A 15,517-nucleotide genomic window follows, 5' to 3' on the forward strand; every position below is an offset into this window, starting at 1 on the left:
CGGGGTCTCCGTTTGTTGCTGCCTGCTTGTTGTCGCTGCCCGCTGCGGGGCTATTCGTGTACGGCTTCGAGGGCGTGGCCCACCAGGGCCAGCAGCGATTCGACGACCGTGATCCGTTTACGCGCGTCCATGATCATTACGGGTACGTGCGCCGGAACCGTCAGCGCCTCCCGTACGTCCTGGACCTCGAACGACTCCGTACCCTCGAAGTGGTTGACGGCCACCACGTACGGCAGACCGCAGCTCTCGAAGTAGTCGAGCGCCGGGAAGCAGTCGGCGAGCCGGCGGGTGTCGGCCAGGACGACGGCGCCGATCGCGCCGCGCACCAGGTCGTCCCACATGAACCAGAAACGCTGCTGGCCCGGGGTGCCGAAGACGTACAGCACGAGATCGTCATCCAGCGTGAGCCGGCCGAAGTCCATCACGACGGTCGTGGTGGTCTTCTCGGGGGTGGCTGCGAGATCGTCGGTCCCCTCGCTGGCCCGCGTCATCACGGCCTCGGTGCGCAGCGGTCTGACCTCGGAGACCGATCCGACGAAGGTCGTCTTGCCGACGCCGAAGCCGCCCGCGACCACGATCTTGGTCGCTATGGGCGCTCGGAAGCTGTCCAACTGCCAGTCGCGCAACGCCTCTTCGGACGCGTCGGACGTGACGGGTCTAACGGACGTGACGGGCCTGACGGGCGTGACGGGCGCGTCGGACCGGCCGGACGCCTTGGACACGTCCGGCACGCCGGACGTGTCAGAGCCGGTGAAGTCCACCCAGCACCCTTTCCAGCAGCGCCCGGTCCGGATGGTCACTGCCGTGGCCGGTCCCGTGCACACGGATCTTTCCCTGGTCGGCCAGATCGCTGAGCAGCACCCGGACGACCCCCAGCGGAATCTTGAGCAGTGCCGAGATCTCGGCGACGGTCCGCATCCGTCCGCACAGCTCGACGATGGCGCGCATCTCCGGCATGACGCGCGACACGACGCCGTCGCCCGCACCCCTGCCGCTCGTCAACTCCTTGCGCTCCGGCGGCGCTTCGAGCGCGGCGACGAACGTCTCGACCAGCAGCACATGCCCGAAGCGCGTCCTGCCACCCGTCAGGGCGTACGGACGCACCCGCGCGATCCGGCGATCCGTGCCGCGCGTGGGAAGTCCGCGGGCGGATCGGGCCCCGGGGCCGGGTCGGGGTCCGGCTCCGGCTCCGGCTCCGGCCGCCGCGGATGTCATCGGGCGCTCTCCAACGACTTGCGCAGCTCGCCACGGAGTTCGGGGGTGAGTACGTGCCCGGCGCGGCCGACGAACATCGCCATGTGGTACGCCACGACGTGCATGTCGCAGTCGGCGCCGGCGTGCAGACCGAGCAGCGAACCGTCGCTGATCGACATGACGAAGACGCTGCCCTCCTCCATGGCCACCATGGTGTGTTTGACGCCCCCACCGTCCATCAACTCGGCCGCGCCGAGAGTGAGACTGCTGATGCCGGAGATGATGGTCGCGAGGTCGGCACTGGAGCCGCGCGGGCCCTCGGTCCCGCCCGCGCTGTCCGCCGCGTCGTGCTGTGCGGGATCCGAGGAGAGCAGAAGGAGCCCGTCGGACGACACCACCGCGACGGAGCGTGCTCCGCGCACCTCGTCCACGAGATTCGTCAACAGCCAGTGGAGATTGCGGGCTTCGCTACTCAGTCCGAATGTTCCGGTCGCCGTCAACTGCGTGCCTCCTCGACAGTTTCCCCCGTCTCGTCCGTACGTGCGCCGGTCCCCTCCGCCGCTTCCATCTGCCGTGGTACTGACTGCCGTGGTACTGAACTGTTCTGATTCTGCACTTCGGTCTGCTCCAAGAGCTCGGCGTCGGCGTCGCGCTTGCCGGCCTTGGCTCCCCGGTGAAAGCCACCGAGCCTGCGGCGCAGCGCGTCCGCGTCGACGCTACCGGTCCGATCGGCCGTCGTGGAGGCGGGCTTGACTGCTTTCGGGACACGCTTGGGAAGTCCCTTGTCGGTGACGGCCGGTGTGACGGTGTCGTTGACGGGGGCGTTGACCGGCTCGGTTGACGTCTCGGTTGACGTGGCGGTTGACGTGGCGGTTGACGGCTCGGGGTGCCGATCTGTCTCGTACGTCCCGCCTGTCCCGTCCGCCCGATCGGTCTCGTCCGTCTCGGGGACTGAGACAGTCGGGGTGTCCGCGACCCGTTCGTGTCTGTCGGGCCCGATGGCGTACGGGTCGTCGGCGGGCGCGCCCTCCTGCACCGCCTCGTCCCGCGCCGCCCCGTCCCGCGCCACCAGCGGGTCCCGGCCCGAACGGCCCATCAGCACATTGGAGTTGGCCTCCGCCACCGACCCCGGCAGGGACAGCATCGGTGCCGCGCCCATCGCTGTCGCCCGGTGCGGGGCCGCGAAGGGCGGGATCGTCGGCAGCAGGGCCTTCGGCAGTACGACGACCGCCGCGATCCCGCCCTGCTGGTGCTCGCGCAGGGTGATCTCGACGCCGTGGCGCGCGGCCAGCAGCGCGGCGAGGCGCAGACCGAGCCCGTCGCCTTCGCCCTCGGTGACAGCGGGCTTGACCGACTGCGACCGCGGCTGCGCGTCCGCGAGCCGTTCGTTCAGTTCCGCGATCCGCGCCGCCGACATGCCGATGCCCCGGTCCTGCACGGAGAGCATCGCGTCGCCGTTCTCCAGCAGCCAGCCGGAGAGTTCGACGTGGGCGTCGGGCGGCGAGAACGACGTGGCGTTCTCCAGGAGTTCGGCGACGAGATGGCTGATGTCGTCCGCGGCGAAGCCCGCCAACTGGGCGTGCGGCGGCAGCGACTGGATGGTGACCCGCTCGTACTTCTCGATCTCGCTGACCGCCGCGCGCAGGACATCGACGAGCGGTACGGGGCCCGCGTAACTCCCGCCGTGCTCGTGCCCGGCGAACACCAGCAGGTTCTCGCTGTGCCGGCGCATGACCGTGGCCATGTGGTCGATCCGGAACAGGACGCCGAGCCGGTCCGGGTCCTGCTCGCGCTCCTCCAGGCTCTCGATGACGCCGAGTTGGCGCTCCAGGAGGCCGAGCGTGCGCAGTGAGAGACTGACGAAGGTGTGGTGGACGGTGTCCCGCAGCGCTTCCAGTTGTGCGGTGATCTCCGTCGTCCGCTGCTGGAGTTCGGCGCGCTGGTCGGCCATCGCCTGGCGGGCGCCGATCAGTCCGGTGCGGTCGCTGTTCAGCTTCTCGGCGCGGGCGGACACATCGAGGAACTTGGTGTGCAGGCTGTTCAGCGACCGTACGACCTGGCCGAACTCGTCGTTGCGGCCGGTGAAGCGGACCGGCTCCTCGGTCGCGGGCTCGGAGGCCAGCCGGGCCGCTCCGATACGGACGACGGCGAGCGGTCTGGTGAGCGTACGGGCGATGGCGGTGGAGACCCCGACCGATCCGATCAGCAGGCCGCCGAGGAGCGCGATGCCCAGCTCCAGCGAGGTGACCGCCTCGTCGCGGACCTGCTCCAGTCGCTTGAGCTGGCTGGAGCCGATGCCGGACTCGACGCCGCGCATCTGCTCGATACGGCTGGACAGCGACGCCTCGACTTTCTCCTGGTTGGAGTCGCGGTCGCTGTCGGAGAGTTCGGGGCTGTCGGTGAGGCGGGTCAGATACTTCTCGGCCGTGGTGACCTCGGGCCCGGTGACGGTCGTGGCGAGGGAGTCGCGCGCCTCGGCGCGCGCCGACTGGTCGAAGTCGGCGAGGGAGGCCAGTTCATGGACGCGTGCCTGCTGGGCGGCGGCGCTGAGCGCGTCGCGCGTGCGGTCGCTCTCGGCGGCGTCCCCGCCGGCCCCGCCGTCGTCGCTCTGGACGGGGAGGCCGGTGACCGGGTCGTACTGCGGCGCGGTGCTCTCTGGTTCCGGGACGGCGAGCGCGGCCAGCAGCAGGCCACGGGTGGCCGACGCCTGCTCGACGGCGCGGCCGAGGGCGGCGGGGGCGCGGGTGCCGTCGGCGGCCTCGGGGGGCGTGTTCTCGGCGACCTCGTCGCTGAGGGCGTGCAGTTTGGCGATGACGTCCGTGTACGCCTGGTACGCCTCAAGGGCGGTGCCTTTGCCGGTGAGGGCGGTGCGGCGGATGGACGGGACGGTGGACAGGTCCCTGCGCAGCCCGGTGGAGGCGGCCTCGTCGATCTCGTCGATCTGCCGGTCGACGCGGGTGGCGGGGTCACCGCCGGGCGCACCGTCCTCACCGTCCGCCCCGTCCTCGCCGTCGTCACCGCTGCTGGTCTCGTCGCTTTCCTCGCGGCCGCCGGCGATGTGGACGACGACTTCGTCGCGCTCGTCGGCGAGGGAGTGGGCGAGGACGGCCGTCTGCCGGTTCAGCTCGGCGAGGGTGACCAGGCGCTGGGCGTCGTTCAGTTCGGCCGAGGCGGCCAGGACGGCGGGGAGGCCGGCCGCCACGACGGTGACACCGACGACGGCGACCGCGGCGACGAGCCGGCTGCGTACGCGTACGGGCCGTCCGGCCGGAACCTCCGGCGCATCGGCGGAACCGGTCGTTCCGGCCTTACGGGGCTCTGCCGAGCCCTGGGACCCGCCGCGCGTGCCGCCCTTGCCCCGAGGCCGCTTCTTCTGCACCGGTGCTCGCATTCTCGACTCGTCCGCCCATGAAGCAGAGGTGACGTCCGGTCACACCCGGACAACCCCTCCACCCCTGGCACGGCTTCCGACCATTCCAGCGTTTTTCGGAGGGGGCGCGTTTCGGCCGCTCCGCCACCTGAACGAGTGAACATCAAGGAGGAGTTGGCGAACAACTCGCGCGGGCGCGCGTCATGGATGTGCACGGTGGGGCGGTTGGAACTTACGCGTGAGCTTTGGCAGGATGCCCGGCCGCATCGTCGCGGAACTGATCATTCCGCCTGATCCGGAAGCGGTTCGGAAGCGGTTCGGAAGCAGTACGGAGGTGGGCCGCCGGCAGCACGCCGGATCCGCGCCCGGCCCCGCCTCCGTACAGAGGAGTGCGGACGCGTACGGAGGCGTACGGAGGCGTACGGTCACGGGTGAAGGGCGTCCGGCGGAGCCCGGCGCCTCTCAGGCAGACTGGTGCCCATGCGCATCGACATCGCCACCGCCCCCGGCAGCCATCCCCGCCCGAACGAGGACTGGACAGCCGTGGCCACGCCCTCGGCGGGCAGCGGCGGCGTGCTGATCGCGCTGGACGGTGTGACGCCCCCGCCGGACGGCGACGGCTGCGTGCACGGCGTCCCGTGGTTCGCCGCCCGACTGGGCGGGGCCCTGACCGAACTGTCCGCCTCACGGCGGGAGATGGCCCTCGCCGACGCCCTCGCCGAGTCGATCCGGCGCACGGCCGACGCACACCGCGACACGTGTGACCTTTCTCACCCCCGAACACCCCAGGCGACCGTCGTCATGGTGCGCTGGGACGCGGACACGGTCGAACACCTTGTCCTGTCGGACTCCACCCTCCTCCTCGAGTCGCCGGACGGTGAAGTACGGGCCGTCGTGGACGACCGGCTGGACCGCGTCCCCCGCGAGGTCCGCCGCCGGGCCGCCGCGACGGACGCGCTGCGCAACGCGGAGGGCGGCTTCTTCACGGCGGCCGTCGACCCGGCCGTGGCGTCGAAGGCGGTGACAGGGCGGACGCCCGCCTCGCGGGTACGTACCGCCGTGGCGCTCACGGACGGCGCGGCGCGCTGGGTCGAGGTGTTCGGGGAGGGCGACTGGGCGGACTGCCTGGCGCTCGTCAGGAAGAGCGGGCCGCAGGAGCTGATCGACCGGGTGCGGGCGGCGGAGTCCGCCGACCCGGACGGGGTGGCCTTCCGGCGGGGCAAGCCGTACGACGACGCGACCGTCGTGTACGTGGAGCCGTAGAGGCCCGTCTCCCCGCCCCCGGCCCCCGCCGCCAAGGCCCGCGCACCCTCCCCCTCAGCTCTCCGCCCGTGCGTTCAAGTGGCGTAGCAGCCGCGCCAGTTCGGCGACCTCCGCCCGGTCCCAGTCGGCGAGCTTGCGCACGTACCGCTCGCGCCGCGCGTCGCGCACCCGGCGGAAGCGCGCGACGCCCTCGCCCGTGAGCCGGACCAGCGAGGCGCGCCCGTCCGCCGGATCGGGCTCGCGCGTGACGAGTCCGAGCCCTTCCAGCGCGCGCAGTTGACGGCTCATCGTCGCCTTGCCGACCCCGAAGTAGGCGGCGAGATCGGTGGCGCGCTGCTGACCGGTCTCCTCCAGCCGTACGAGAAGTCCATAGGCGGCGGGCTCCAGTTCGGGGTGGACCTCGCGGGCCATTTCACCGGAATTGGCTCTGGCGCGGCGCAGAAAGACGGCCAACTCACGCTCCAGTGCCAGGAATTCGTGGTCCACAGCACTTTTCCCCACTGGTTCGGGTTCGTTCTCCGTACCGTCTCCGTGCACGTCAGCACCCACAACACCCATCGCGCGCTTTCCCGCTCCTGAAAGTTTTCCGTCTCCGAGGCCCATTGCCCCAGCTCCGCCAGTATTTCGCAGGTTTATACCAACGGCGGCAGCCTGAGGCCCTTCCGTCACTCCGTTCCACTCACGTAGCGTCGCCCACAGCGCCATTGTTGACATGTTCACACCACTACATGTCGACATGTCATGAGCTACCCCCAAAGGTTCTCGGAGGCACGCACATGTCCGTGCACAGATCCGATACGTCAGGTCGCCGGCGCCTCACCCTCGCCGGTGCGCTCCTCGCGGCTCTCGCCCTTCTCCTCACCCTGCCGGGCGCGGCGAACGCCGACGGCACCCCCCGCTCCTCGGCGACACCCCAACGGGGCTCGGCCCACATGGGCATGGGCGTCGTCGAGCACGACGGCCGGACGGGCACCCCGCCCGCCGGAAACCGCGCCGTGCAGACCGAGGGCGTCGACGTCTCCAGCCATCAGGGGAACGTCAACTGGTCCGCGCTGTGGAGCAGCGGTGTGAAGTGGTCGTACGTGAAGGCCACGGAGGGCAACTACTACAAGAACCCGTACTTCGCGCAGCAGTACAACGGCTCGTACAACATCGGCATGATCCGCGGCGCGTACCACTTCGCCACCCCCAACGACTCCAGCGGCGCCAACCAGGCCAACTACTTCGTGGACGGTGGCGGCGGCTGGTCGCGCGACGGCAAGACCCTGCCGGGTGTGCTGGACATCGAGTGGAATCCGTACGGCGCCGCCTGCTACGGCAAGACGCAGGCGCAGATGGTCGCCTGGATCCGCGACTTCGTGAACACGTACAAGGCGCGCACCGGCCGTGACGCCGTGATCTACACCGCCACGAGCTGGTGGACCCAGTGCACGGGCAACTCCAGCGCCTTCGGCGCCACGAACCCGCTCTGGGTGGCCCGTTACAGCGCGACGGTGGGCGAACTCCCGGCGGGCTGGGGCTTCTACACGATGTGGCAGTACACCTCGACGGGGCCGATCGTGGGCGACCACAACAAGTTCAACGGCGCGCTCGACCGCGTCGTGGCTCTCGCGAACGGCTGACGGCCCACCCGGCGAGCGAGCGGGCGCGACGCCGGGCGACTGACGCCGGGGGTGTGGGCGCGACCGGAAACGGAGGGCCGGTCGAGCCCGCGCTCCCGGCACAGGAACGGGGCGGGCCCCGGCACCGAGTAAGTGCCGGGGCCCGCCCCTCGCGATTGCGGCGGTGGACGCGTGGGCCCTGTCCCGCGTGCGCGCCTTACGCGGCGACCGGGACATCCGCCGGCACGGCCGCCGGAGCCGTCGCGGACGACAGCGCCAGCTCCAGGACCTGGCGTACATCCGTCACCGGGTGGACCTGAAGCTTGTCCAGGATCTCGGCGGGGACGTCGTCCAGGTCCGCCTCGTTCCGCTTCGGGATCACGACCGTCGTGATGCCCGCCCGGTGCGCGGCCAGCAGCTTCTGCTTCAGGCCGCCGATGGGCAGCACCCGGCCGGTCAGCGAGACCTCGCCGGTCATGGCGACATCCGTACGGACCTGGCGTCCGCTCAGCAGCGAGGCGAGCGCCGTCGTCATCGTGATGCCCGCGCTCGGGCCGTCCTTGGGCACCGCGCCCGCCGGGAAGTGGATGTGCACGCCCCGGTCCTTCAGATCGGCCACCGGCAGCTCCAGTTCGGCGCCGCGCGAGCGCAGGAAGGACAGCGCGATCTGTGCCGACTCCTTCATGACGTCGCCGAGCTGTCCGGTCAGGGTGAGACCCGAACCACCCGTCTCCGGGTCGGCCAGCGACGCCTCTACAAAGAGGACGTCTCCGCCGGCCCCGGTGACGGCGAGGCCCGTGGCCACGCCCGGCACCGCGGTGCGGCGCTCGGCCGGGTCCTGGGCGGACTCGGGCACGTGGTGCGGCCGGCCGATCAGGCCGCGCAGATCGCCTTCTCCTACGGAGAGGGGCAGTTCGCGCTCGCCCAGCTCGTGCTGTGCCGCGACCTTGCGGAGCAGCCTGGCGATCGATCGTTCGAGGTTACGTACGCCCGCTTCGCGGGTGTACTCGCCCGCCAGCTTGCGCAGCGCCTCGTCCTCCAGCGTGACCTCGCCGGTGTCCAGACCCGCCCGCTCCAACTGCCTGGGCAGCAGGTGGTCACGTGCGATGACGACCTTCTCGTCCTCGGTGTAGCCGTCGAGACGCACCAGCTCCATCCGGTCGATCAGTGCCTCGGGGATGGCCTCCAGGACGTTCGCGGTGGCGAGGAAGACCACGTCGGAAAGGTCGAGTTCGACCTCCAGGTAGTGGTCGCGGAAGGTGTGGTTCTGCGCGGGGTCGAGGACTTCGAGGAGGGCCGCTGCCGGGTCGCCCCGGTAGTCGGAGCCGACCTTGTCGATCTCGTCCAGCAGGACGACCGGGTTCATCGAACCGGCCTCCTTGATCGCCCGGACGATACGGCCCGGAAGCGCGCCCACGTACGTACGCCGGTGGCCCCGGATCTCCGCCTCGTCCCGGACACCGCCGAGCGCGACGCGGACGAAGGACCGTCCCATGGCGTGCGCGACGGACTCTCCCAAGGAGGTCTTTCCGACTCCGGGAGGTCCTACGAGGGCGAGGACGGCGCCGCCTCGGCGGCCTCCGACCACACCGAGACCGCGGTCGCTGCGGCGCTTGCGGACGGCCAGATACTCCGTGATGCGTTCCTTCACGTCGTCCAGACCGGCGTGCTCGGCGTCGAGAACGCCGCGGGCGCCCTGGATGTCGTACGCGTCCTGCGACCGCTCGTTCCACGGCAGTTCGAGGACGGTGTCCAGCCAGGTGCGGATCCACGAGCCCTCGGGGCTCTGGTCGGACGACCGCTCCAGCTTGTCGACCTCCTTGAGCGCGGCCTCACGGACGTGCTCGGGCAGGTCGGCGGCCTCCACGCGGGACCGGTAGTCGTCGGACTCGTCCCCGGCGTCGCCGTTCAGCTCGGACAGCTCCCGGCGTACGGCGTCGAGCTGGCGCCGCAGCAGGAACTCGCGCTGCTGCTTGTCGACGCCCTCCTGGACGTCCTTCGCGATGGATTCGGCGACGTCCTGCTCGGCGAAGTGCTCGCGGAGCTGGTCGGTCGCCATCTTCAGCCGGGCCACCGGGTCGGCGGTCTCCAGCAGCTCGACCTTCTGGGCCGTGCTGAGGAACGGCGAGTAGCCGGCGTTGTCGGCGAGCTGCGAGACGTCGTCGATCTGCTGGACACGGTCCACGACCTGCCAGGCGCCGCGCTTCTTCAGCCAGTCGGTGGCGAGAGCCTTGTATTCCTTGATCAGTTCGGTGACGGAACCGGGCAGCGGGTCGGGCACGGTCTCGTCGACACGCAGCCCCTCGACCCACAGGGCCCGGCCGGGCCCGGTCGTACCGGCGCCGATCCTGACGCGGCCCCTGCCGCGGATCAGGGCGCCGGGGTCGCCGTCGGAGAGCCTGCCGACCTGCTCGACGGTCCCGAGGACGCCGGTCCCCGCGTATGCCCCGTCGAGGCGCGGCACGAGCAGCACCTTGGGCTTTCCCCCGTCGGAGCCGTCGGATCCGTCGCCGGCGGCCGCCTGGGCGGCCTCGACGGCCGCACGTACTTCGGAGTCGGACAGGTCCAGCGGCACCACCATCCCGGGCAGCACGACCTCGTCGTCGAGCGGCAGAACGGGCAGGGTGAGCGGTGTGGACGTGGCAGCCATGGTCTCCCCTTCGGCAGTCAAAACTTGAGCTATGCAGACTCAATGCTTGTGAGCCTGTCGTTGTTCCCCGGATACCTGGGGAGGGTGTTCGCTCTGAGCGATCGCCCCCGGTCGCTACGGTGACCGCCATGGACAAGGAAGAACTGCGGGGCCTGATGGAAGCGCAGCAAGCGGCGATCGAGGCGCGACAGGTCACCGACGCCTGGCAGCGCATCGAGGCATGGCTCGACCGGCACGCGCCGGGGACGCTGGCCGCGCTCCGGCCGGGCGCGATCCACTCGGAGATCGCCGCGCTCCAGGAGCGGATCGGCGTACGGATACCGCCCGGACTGAGGGCGCTGTGGCACGAACACGCGGGGGTGCACGACGTGCCCTGGGCCACGTTCATGCTCGGCGGCCTGACTCTGATGGACTTCGAGGCGGTGGCGTCCGTGTACGCGATGAAGACGGACCTCCAGCGCCGCGACGGCAGCGAGGAGTTCGTGATCTGGCGGCCCGCCTGGATCCCCGTCTTCTCCCTCGGCGCCCACGACCACACCTCGGGCCTGTATCTGGACGCCGAGACGGGGCGGCTCTGCGACTGGGACCGGTACCGGCACCCCCACACGCCCCGGTACGAGTCGCTGACGACCTATCTGGAGGAGATGGCGGACCGGCTGGAGACGCCGTCGCTGATGGACGGCGAGAAGCCGGGACTGCTCGAACTTCACGCCCTGGCATGGGGGCCGCCGGAGCCCGACCGGGCGACGTCGTGGAAACCCTTTCCCGGGAGCTGACGAAGTCCCCTCACCCGCTGCACCCGCTTGTGGTTCGTGTTGCGAACTAATATGGTTCGTAGTACGAACTAGCATTTCGGGTGCGTGGGGAGCCAATGACATGACTGACACAGACAGCCGGGCCGTCGACGCGCGCCGGACCGTCGTTGTCGTCGGCGGGGGCTACGGCGGCTCCGCCGTGGCCAAGGCGCTGGACGAGGGGGCGGACGACGGGGTGGATGTCGTCCTCGTCGAGCCGAAGGACGCCTTCGTCCACGCCGCCGGAGCGCTGCGCGCGCTGGTGCGGCCCGACTGGGCGGGCAACATCTTCTATCCGTACGACAAGCTCCTCAAGCACGGCCGGGTCGTGCGCGAGCGGGCGGTGTCGGTGGACACGGGCGGGGTCACCCTGGCGTCCGGCGGGCGCGTGGCCGCCGATTACGTCGTCCTGGCGTCCGGCTCCGACTACCCCTTCCCGGCCAAGATGGACACGGACGTCGCCGCCGAGGCGCTGGACCGGATCCGGGCGGCGCACAAGGAACTCGCGGGCGCGGAGCGGGTATTGATCGTCGGCGCCGGGCCGGTGGGGCTGGAGCTGGCGGGCGAGGTCAAGCACGTGTGGCCGAAGAAGCGTGTGACGGTGGTCGACCCGGCCGAGCGGCTGATGCCCGCCTTCACGCGGGAGATGCGGGAGGACCTGCGCCGGCAGCTCGACGCGCTGGGTGTGGAGCTGCTGCTGGGGACAGCGCTCGCGCGGGAACCGGCGAGCGCGCCGGGGCGGGCGGGGGCGTTCAGCGTCGCCACGGTGGGGGCCGGGGAACTGTCCGCCGACATCTGGTTCCGCTGCCACGGGGTGAGGGTCAGCGGTGACTACCTCGGCGAGGAACTGGCGCCGGCCCGCACGCCGCAGGGCCATGTACGCGTGACGGACAGGCTCAACGTCGACGCGCACGGTCACGTACACCCGCACATCTACGCGCTCGGCGACCTCGCCGCACTCGACGAGTCGAAGATGGCCGGCTACGCGATGCGGCACGCCGAGGTCGTGGCGGCCAACATCCTCGCGCAGATACGGGGCGAGGAACCGGCCTCCGTCTACCGGCCGTCCCCCGTCCCGTCGATCCTGCTGCCGCTCGGTCCCGGCGGCGGTGTCGGTCAGGTGCCGACGCCCGAAGGGCCGTCCGTACTGGCGGCGGAGGCGGTGTCCCGGTACAAGGGGGCGGACCTGTACGCCGGGCGGTTCGCGGCACTGTTCAACACCGCGTGAGATCCGCGCCTGTACGTGCCTGTAGGGGTGTGAAACTGGCGACCTCGCGTAATCGACTGACGCCTATTCCCTGGTCATTGAGGCGCTGGTGTCACCGTGTGTGGTCGCCGGGGGCATAGTGGCGCCAGGTTCCTCCTGCCTCGGCGGCGAGCTGGGCGGTGGTGTCGTCGTGGTATCCGAGCATGCGGGCGATCACGGGTGCGGGGGGCCTGGAGAACGAGGTGGCGGATGTCCGACGTGCGTCCTCGCTGGGTGGGGAAGCCCAGGTGGCGAAGCCTGAGTTCGAGCGTGTGCGGGGTCATGGGCTGTCCAGCCCTGCGGCCGGGAAACCACCGGGCGTTGGGATTGGTGGCGGTCATGGTGTTCGGGCGCTGCTCGAGGTAGGTCAGCAGCATTGGGGCAAGCGGCTCGGTTACCGCTCGACCGCCGCGGTGTACGACGCGGGCGGGGCGGACAGAGGCACCACCCGGGCGCGCGGCAACCGTAGTGCGCCCCCGTTCCCGAGGTCGGTCTCTGGTTCGATCCTCATGCCCACTCCGCCCATCCGGCACTGCCGCAGTAAACGCGTACACCTCGCCTCGGCGGCCGGAATGGCCCGACGCAGGTCGCGGTGATCACGGCAGGGCCTCTGTCGCAGTAAATCCGGTATTTTCTGCGCCAGGCACGGGGCAGCCAAACCAGCCAGTTCCAGACGTTTCATGATCGTCATCCGGTCAAATGCGCCAACGGGCCCCAGCCCAGGGAGTGTCGAGATCTTGACGCGTCCCGGCAGCTTTGATGCCGGTGGGGGCCTGCGCGCCCGGCGCGGGCCAGGACGGGAGACGTCGCAATGACTCATTCCAGTGTGACCACGACCGGGGCGACCACCGCGAGCATCGCTGTCGGCGACTACACGGCGGCGGTGGCCGTCAGCGCGGACGGCGCACGCGCCTACGCCGCCAACTTCACCGGCGGAACGGTCTCCGTCATCAACACCGCCACCAAGGCAGTCACCGCGACCATTCCCACCGGCGACGAAACCAGCGATATCGCGCTCACCCCCGACGGGACCCGCGCCTACGTTCCCACAGCCGGTTCCGTGGCCGTACTCGACCTCACCACCAACACCGTGGCCGCGACGCTTCCCGCCAGCAGCACTAATCTCGCCGCGGCCGTCTCCCCGGACGGCACCCGCGCCTACGTCTCCGGCGACGACCCGGGAGCCGTCCGGGCAATCGACACCGCCACCAGCACCGTCGTCGCCACCACTCCCGTGCCCCAGAACGCAGACGCCGTCGCGGTGACCCCTGACGGCGCCCAGGTGTACGTCACGGGCTACAGCGACGACAACGTCACCGTCGTGGACACCGCGACGAACTCCGTCTCGGCCTCCTACTCCGTCGGCTCCGGCCCGAGCGGCATCGCGATCACCCCCGCGACCGCAGCACCCGAAGCCGACCTCGGCGTCCAGCTCGCGGCCAAGCCGGTGCCGAACCTGCTCAACGGGCGCATCGACTACACCCTGACCCTGACCAACCACGGCCCCAACCCGCTGGCCTCCGGCACCGTCAAGGCTCCGCTGCCCTCCCCGATGACCGCTACCAGCACCGACTGCACCGTCGCCTCCGCCACGGTCACCTGCACCACCGGCCCGCTCGCCCCGGGCGCCAGCGTCACCCGCCGCTTCTCCGCCCCGGTAGCGGTCCTGAGCCTGGGCACCACCTACACGGTCACCGCCACCCGCACCGCGAGCAGCCCCACCGACCCGAACCCGGCCAACGACAAGGCGACCCGCAAGTGCACCGCGCTCACCGCACTGACCATCAACTGCACCTGACCACAGACCGAACGTCACACCCGGCACCGTCGGCGGCTACCGCCTCAGCCGCAGCGTGACGATCCGGCCGGACGGTCAGCAGGCCGCCCGGCCGGTCCGGTAGACAGTTCGGCACACCCCGCAGGCGCCATGAGGGCGCAGAGACACCGGCAGGCGGTCAGACGATCAGGTCCCGCCAGACTCTGTCGTCGACGGCCGGCGCCGACCTCTGTCACAGGTTCTCGTCGAGGAACTCCGTCACCTGGCCCTTCGACAGGGCCCCGACCCTCCTCGCCGTCGCGCTGCCGTGCTTGAAGAGCAGAAGCGTCGGAATGCCGTTGACGTCGTACTTTGGTGCCGTGGCCGGGCTACGGTCAATGTCCAGCTCCGTGATGGTGAGCCGGCCCGCGTACTCGGAAGCAACCTCTTCGAGGATGGGCGCGAGCATCTTGCTCGGTCCGGCCCACTCGGCCCGGAAATGAACGAGCACGGGCCCTTCGGCATCGAGCACCTGCGCCTCGAAGGAACTGTCGGTTACCACTGCGACTTTGCCACTCATCGGCTTCTCCATCCACTGGGGAATGTCTGGGCGGTTGCCTGCCCCTCGGAGGAACACGCCACACATCGGCCCGATAGATGGGCAGGAGCGAGTATGTCCTGCAACGCAGCGGCAAACCCTCACGGCAAACCGAACTACCCCAGCGAGCCGTTGCATGGTCAGTCGTTCCTGGCGACAGAGCACCTGCCCGGTGGAGAAGCCACCCCCTCAACCTGCCGCTCCCGAGTGCTCCTCCCGTCCCCGCCGGCGACGGCAGGGACGGGGGTCCGATCACGTGGCAGTTGGCGCCACATCGTCAAGCCGTAGACAACGGACAGTCCACACCCCTGCCCATGACCAGCGCTTACACGAGGAGCCTCACGGTCGGTCAAGCGGCCTGGCCGAGGCCGGCTGTGGTCAGGTCCTGGTCACGCAGCGGGGTGAAGTCAACGTCGAGTTTCGGGTCGTACGCGTCGGGCTGGATGCCGAGTTCATGGGTGGAGTATTCGCCGAACCGGTTGATGTGCTCGGTCAGGTACGGCGAGTTGTGGGCCAGGCCCTCGGGGTCGATCTCCCATCCCTCGTCCAGGAGTTGCCGCACGATCTCGGCGATGTCCAGGGCGTTGTGGAAGATCACCGTGTTCGTGAGCAGGGCGTTGAACTTCATCGCCTTCTCCTGCTCGATGGGGTCGTTGTCGGCGATGACGCCGCGGTTGCCGAAGCCGATCCACTGGGAGAACCGGTTGAACGACTCCACCTTGTTCGTCGCCGCCGTCACCCGCCGGCGCAGCGGCGCATCCGACAGATACCGAAGGAGCTGGACCGCGCGGATCACGCGGCCGACCTCACGGAAGGCGGCGTAGGTGGCGTTCTTCCGCGACCCGGAGCGCAGGCGCTTGAGCACAGACCTTCTCGATCTGCTCGTACTGCTTCGCGAACCCGCCGAAGCCGTCCACCGCGCGGATGACCGCGCCGAACCCGCCGGCCTGCACCACCTGGGCCTTCACCAGGGCGAGGACCGCCGGGGAGACCCTGCCCTCCAGCCGGGTTACGACGACCCTCAACATCACCACCAACGACACTG

14 protein-coding genes are annotated in these 15,517 nt (G+C 70.3%); 5 read left to right on the forward strand and 9 right to left on the reverse strand.

The genetic code is table 11. From position 1 onward, the window contains the following. Nucleotides 1–50: 50 nt before the first annotated feature. From OG329_RS12060 to OG329_RS12075, 4 genes are read right to left on the reverse strand one after another with little or no spacing between them, the layout of a single operon-like run. The gene (locus OG329_RS12060; RefSeq protein WP_405794787.1) at nt 51–761 is read right to left on the reverse strand and encodes a GTP-binding protein; all 711 of its coding nucleotides are present in this window, start codon (nt 759–761) and stop codon (nt 51–53) included. Then, complete coding sequence (locus OG329_RS12065) at nt 742–1,215, reverse strand: DUF742 domain-containing protein (protein ID WP_405794789.1); 474 nt, start codon at nt 1,213–1,215, stop codon at nt 742–744. The genes OG329_RS12060 and OG329_RS12065 overlap by 20 nt, the downstream gene beginning before the upstream one ends. Next, a complete protein-coding gene (locus OG329_RS12070) occupies nt 1,212–1,694 on the reverse strand; it encodes a roadblock/LC7 domain-containing protein (RefSeq protein ID WP_405794790.1) in 483 nt (160 codons plus the stop codon). Before OG329_RS12070 ends, OG329_RS12065 begins: the two co-directional genes overlap by 4 nt. After that, nucleotides 1,691–4,573, reverse strand: coding sequence for a nitrate- and nitrite sensing domain-containing protein (locus tag OG329_RS12075; RefSeq protein ID WP_405801782.1), 2,883 nt, complete (start codon nt 4,571–4,573; stop codon nt 1,691–1,693). The genes OG329_RS12070 and OG329_RS12075 overlap by 4 nt, the downstream gene beginning before the upstream one ends. Nucleotides 4,574–5,044: 471 nt before the next feature. Here OG329_RS12075 and OG329_RS12080 point away from each other — a divergent pair, with 471 nt between their 5' ends. After that, the gene (locus OG329_RS12080; RefSeq protein ID WP_405794792.1) at nt 5,045–5,827 is read left to right on the forward strand and encodes a hypothetical protein; all 783 of its coding nucleotides are present in this window, start codon (nt 5,045–5,047) and stop codon (nt 5,825–5,827) included. A gap of 54 nt (nt 5,828–5,881) precedes the next feature. Here OG329_RS12080 and OG329_RS12085 read toward each other — a convergent pair whose 3' ends face one another. Continuing rightward, nucleotides 5,882–6,385: a MarR family winged helix-turn-helix transcriptional regulator gene (locus tag OG329_RS12085; RefSeq protein ID WP_405794793.1), complete on the reverse strand. Its 504-nt coding sequence runs from the start codon at nt 6,383–6,385 to the stop codon at nt 5,882–5,884. A gap of 218 nt (nt 6,386–6,603) precedes the next feature. On the opposite strand from OG329_RS12085, the gene OG329_RS12090 reads away from it, so the two are divergent. After that, nucleotides 6,604–7,449, forward strand: a complete 846-nt coding sequence (locus OG329_RS12090) for a lysozyme (RefSeq protein ID WP_405794794.1) — start codon at nt 6,604–6,606, stop codon at nt 7,447–7,449. A 196-nt stretch (nt 7,450–7,645) separates the two neighbouring features. Here the strand turns inward: OG329_RS12090 and lon are convergent, their stop codons facing one another. Then, nucleotides 7,646–10,078, reverse strand: coding sequence for an endopeptidase La (lon, locus tag OG329_RS12095; RefSeq protein ID WP_405794796.1), 2,433 nt, complete (start codon nt 10,076–10,078; stop codon nt 7,646–7,648). 128 nt (nt 10,079–10,206) lie between these two features. On the opposite strand from lon, the gene OG329_RS12100 reads away from it, so the two are divergent. The 3 genes from OG329_RS12100 to OG329_RS12110 all read left to right on the forward strand — a co-directional run bounded on the left by OG329_RS12100 (nt 10,207) and on the right by OG329_RS12110 (nt 13,916). After that, nucleotides 10,207–10,854 carry an SMI1/KNR4 family protein gene (locus OG329_RS12100; protein ID WP_405794797.1) on the forward strand — a complete coding sequence of 216 codons (648 nt, stop codon included), beginning with the start codon at nt 10,207–10,209 and terminating at the stop codon, nt 10,852–10,854. A 100-nt stretch (nt 10,855–10,954) separates the two neighbouring features. Continuing rightward, nucleotides 10,955–12,100, forward strand: coding sequence for an NAD(P)/FAD-dependent oxidoreductase (locus OG329_RS12105; RefSeq protein WP_405794799.1), 1,146 nt, complete (start codon nt 10,955–10,957; stop codon nt 12,098–12,100). Between the two features lie 829 nt (nt 12,101–12,929). Further along, nucleotides 12,930–13,916 carry a hypothetical protein gene (locus tag OG329_RS12110; protein ID WP_405794801.1) on the forward strand — a complete coding sequence of 329 codons (987 nt, stop codon included), beginning with the start codon at nt 12,930–12,932 and terminating at the stop codon, nt 13,914–13,916. Nucleotides 13,917–14,127: 211 nt separating this feature from the next. Here OG329_RS12110 and trxA read toward each other — a convergent pair whose 3' ends face one another. The 3 genes from trxA to OG329_RS12125 all read right to left on the reverse strand — a co-directional run bounded on the left by trxA (nt 14,128) and on the right by OG329_RS12125 (nt 15,506). After that, nucleotides 14,128–14,454, reverse strand: a complete 327-nt coding sequence (gene trxA, locus OG329_RS12115; RefSeq protein WP_405801784.1) for a thioredoxin TrxA — start codon at nt 14,452–14,454, stop codon at nt 14,128–14,130. 367 nt (nt 14,455–14,821) lie between these two features. Beyond that, on the reverse strand, nt 14,822–15,337 hold the full coding sequence (locus OG329_RS12120) for a Tn3 family transposase (protein ID WP_405794802.1): 516 nt from the start codon (nt 15,335–15,337) through the stop codon (nt 14,822–14,824). After that, nucleotides 15,279–15,506, reverse strand: coding sequence for a hypothetical protein (locus OG329_RS12125; protein ID WP_405794804.1), 228 nt, complete (start codon nt 15,504–15,506; stop codon nt 15,279–15,281). The genes OG329_RS12120 and OG329_RS12125 overlap by 59 nt, the downstream gene beginning before the upstream one ends. Between the last annotated feature and the right edge of the window lie 11 nt (nt 15,507–15,517).

Origin of the sequence: Streptomyces sp. NBC_01506 (assembly GCF_045040295.1) — a bacterium.
Classification (GTDB): domain Bacteria; phylum Actinomycetota; class Actinomycetes; order Streptomycetales; family Streptomycetaceae; genus Streptomyces.

Bases quoted from the DNA above. Each gene is read 5' to 3' on its own strand.
- OG329_RS12105 (WP_405794799.1), top strand. From the start codon at position 10,955: ATGACTGACACAGACAGCCGGGCCGTCGACGCGCGCCGGACCGTCGTT.
- OG329_RS12100 (WP_405794797.1), top strand. From the start codon at position 10,207: ATGGACAAGGAAGAACTGCGGGGCCTGATGGAAGCGCAGCAAGCGGCG.
- OG329_RS12090 (WP_405794794.1), top strand. From the start codon at position 6,604: ATGTCCGTGCACAGATCCGATACGTCAGGTCGCCGGCGCCTCACCCTC.
- lon (WP_405794796.1), bottom strand. From the start codon at position 10,078: ATGGCTGCCACGTCCACACCGCTCACCCTGCCCGTTCTGCCGCTCGAC.
- trxA (WP_405801784.1), bottom strand. From the start codon at position 14,454: ATGAGTGGCAAAGTCGCAGTGGTAACCGACAGTTCCTTCGAGGCGCAG.
- OG329_RS12110 (WP_405794801.1), top strand. From the start codon at position 12,930: ATGACTCATTCCAGTGTGACCACGACCGGGGCGACCACCGCGAGCATC.
- OG329_RS12085 (WP_405794793.1), bottom strand. From the start codon at position 6,385: ATGGGTGTTGTGGGTGCTGACGTGCACGGAGACGGTACGGAGAACGAA.
- OG329_RS12080 (WP_405794792.1), top strand. From the start codon at position 5,045: ATGCGCATCGACATCGCCACCGCCCCCGGCAGCCATCCCCGCCCGAAC.
- OG329_RS12065 (WP_405794789.1), bottom strand. From the start codon at position 1,215: ATGACATCCGCGGCGGCCGGAGCCGGAGCCGGAGCCGGACCCCGACCC.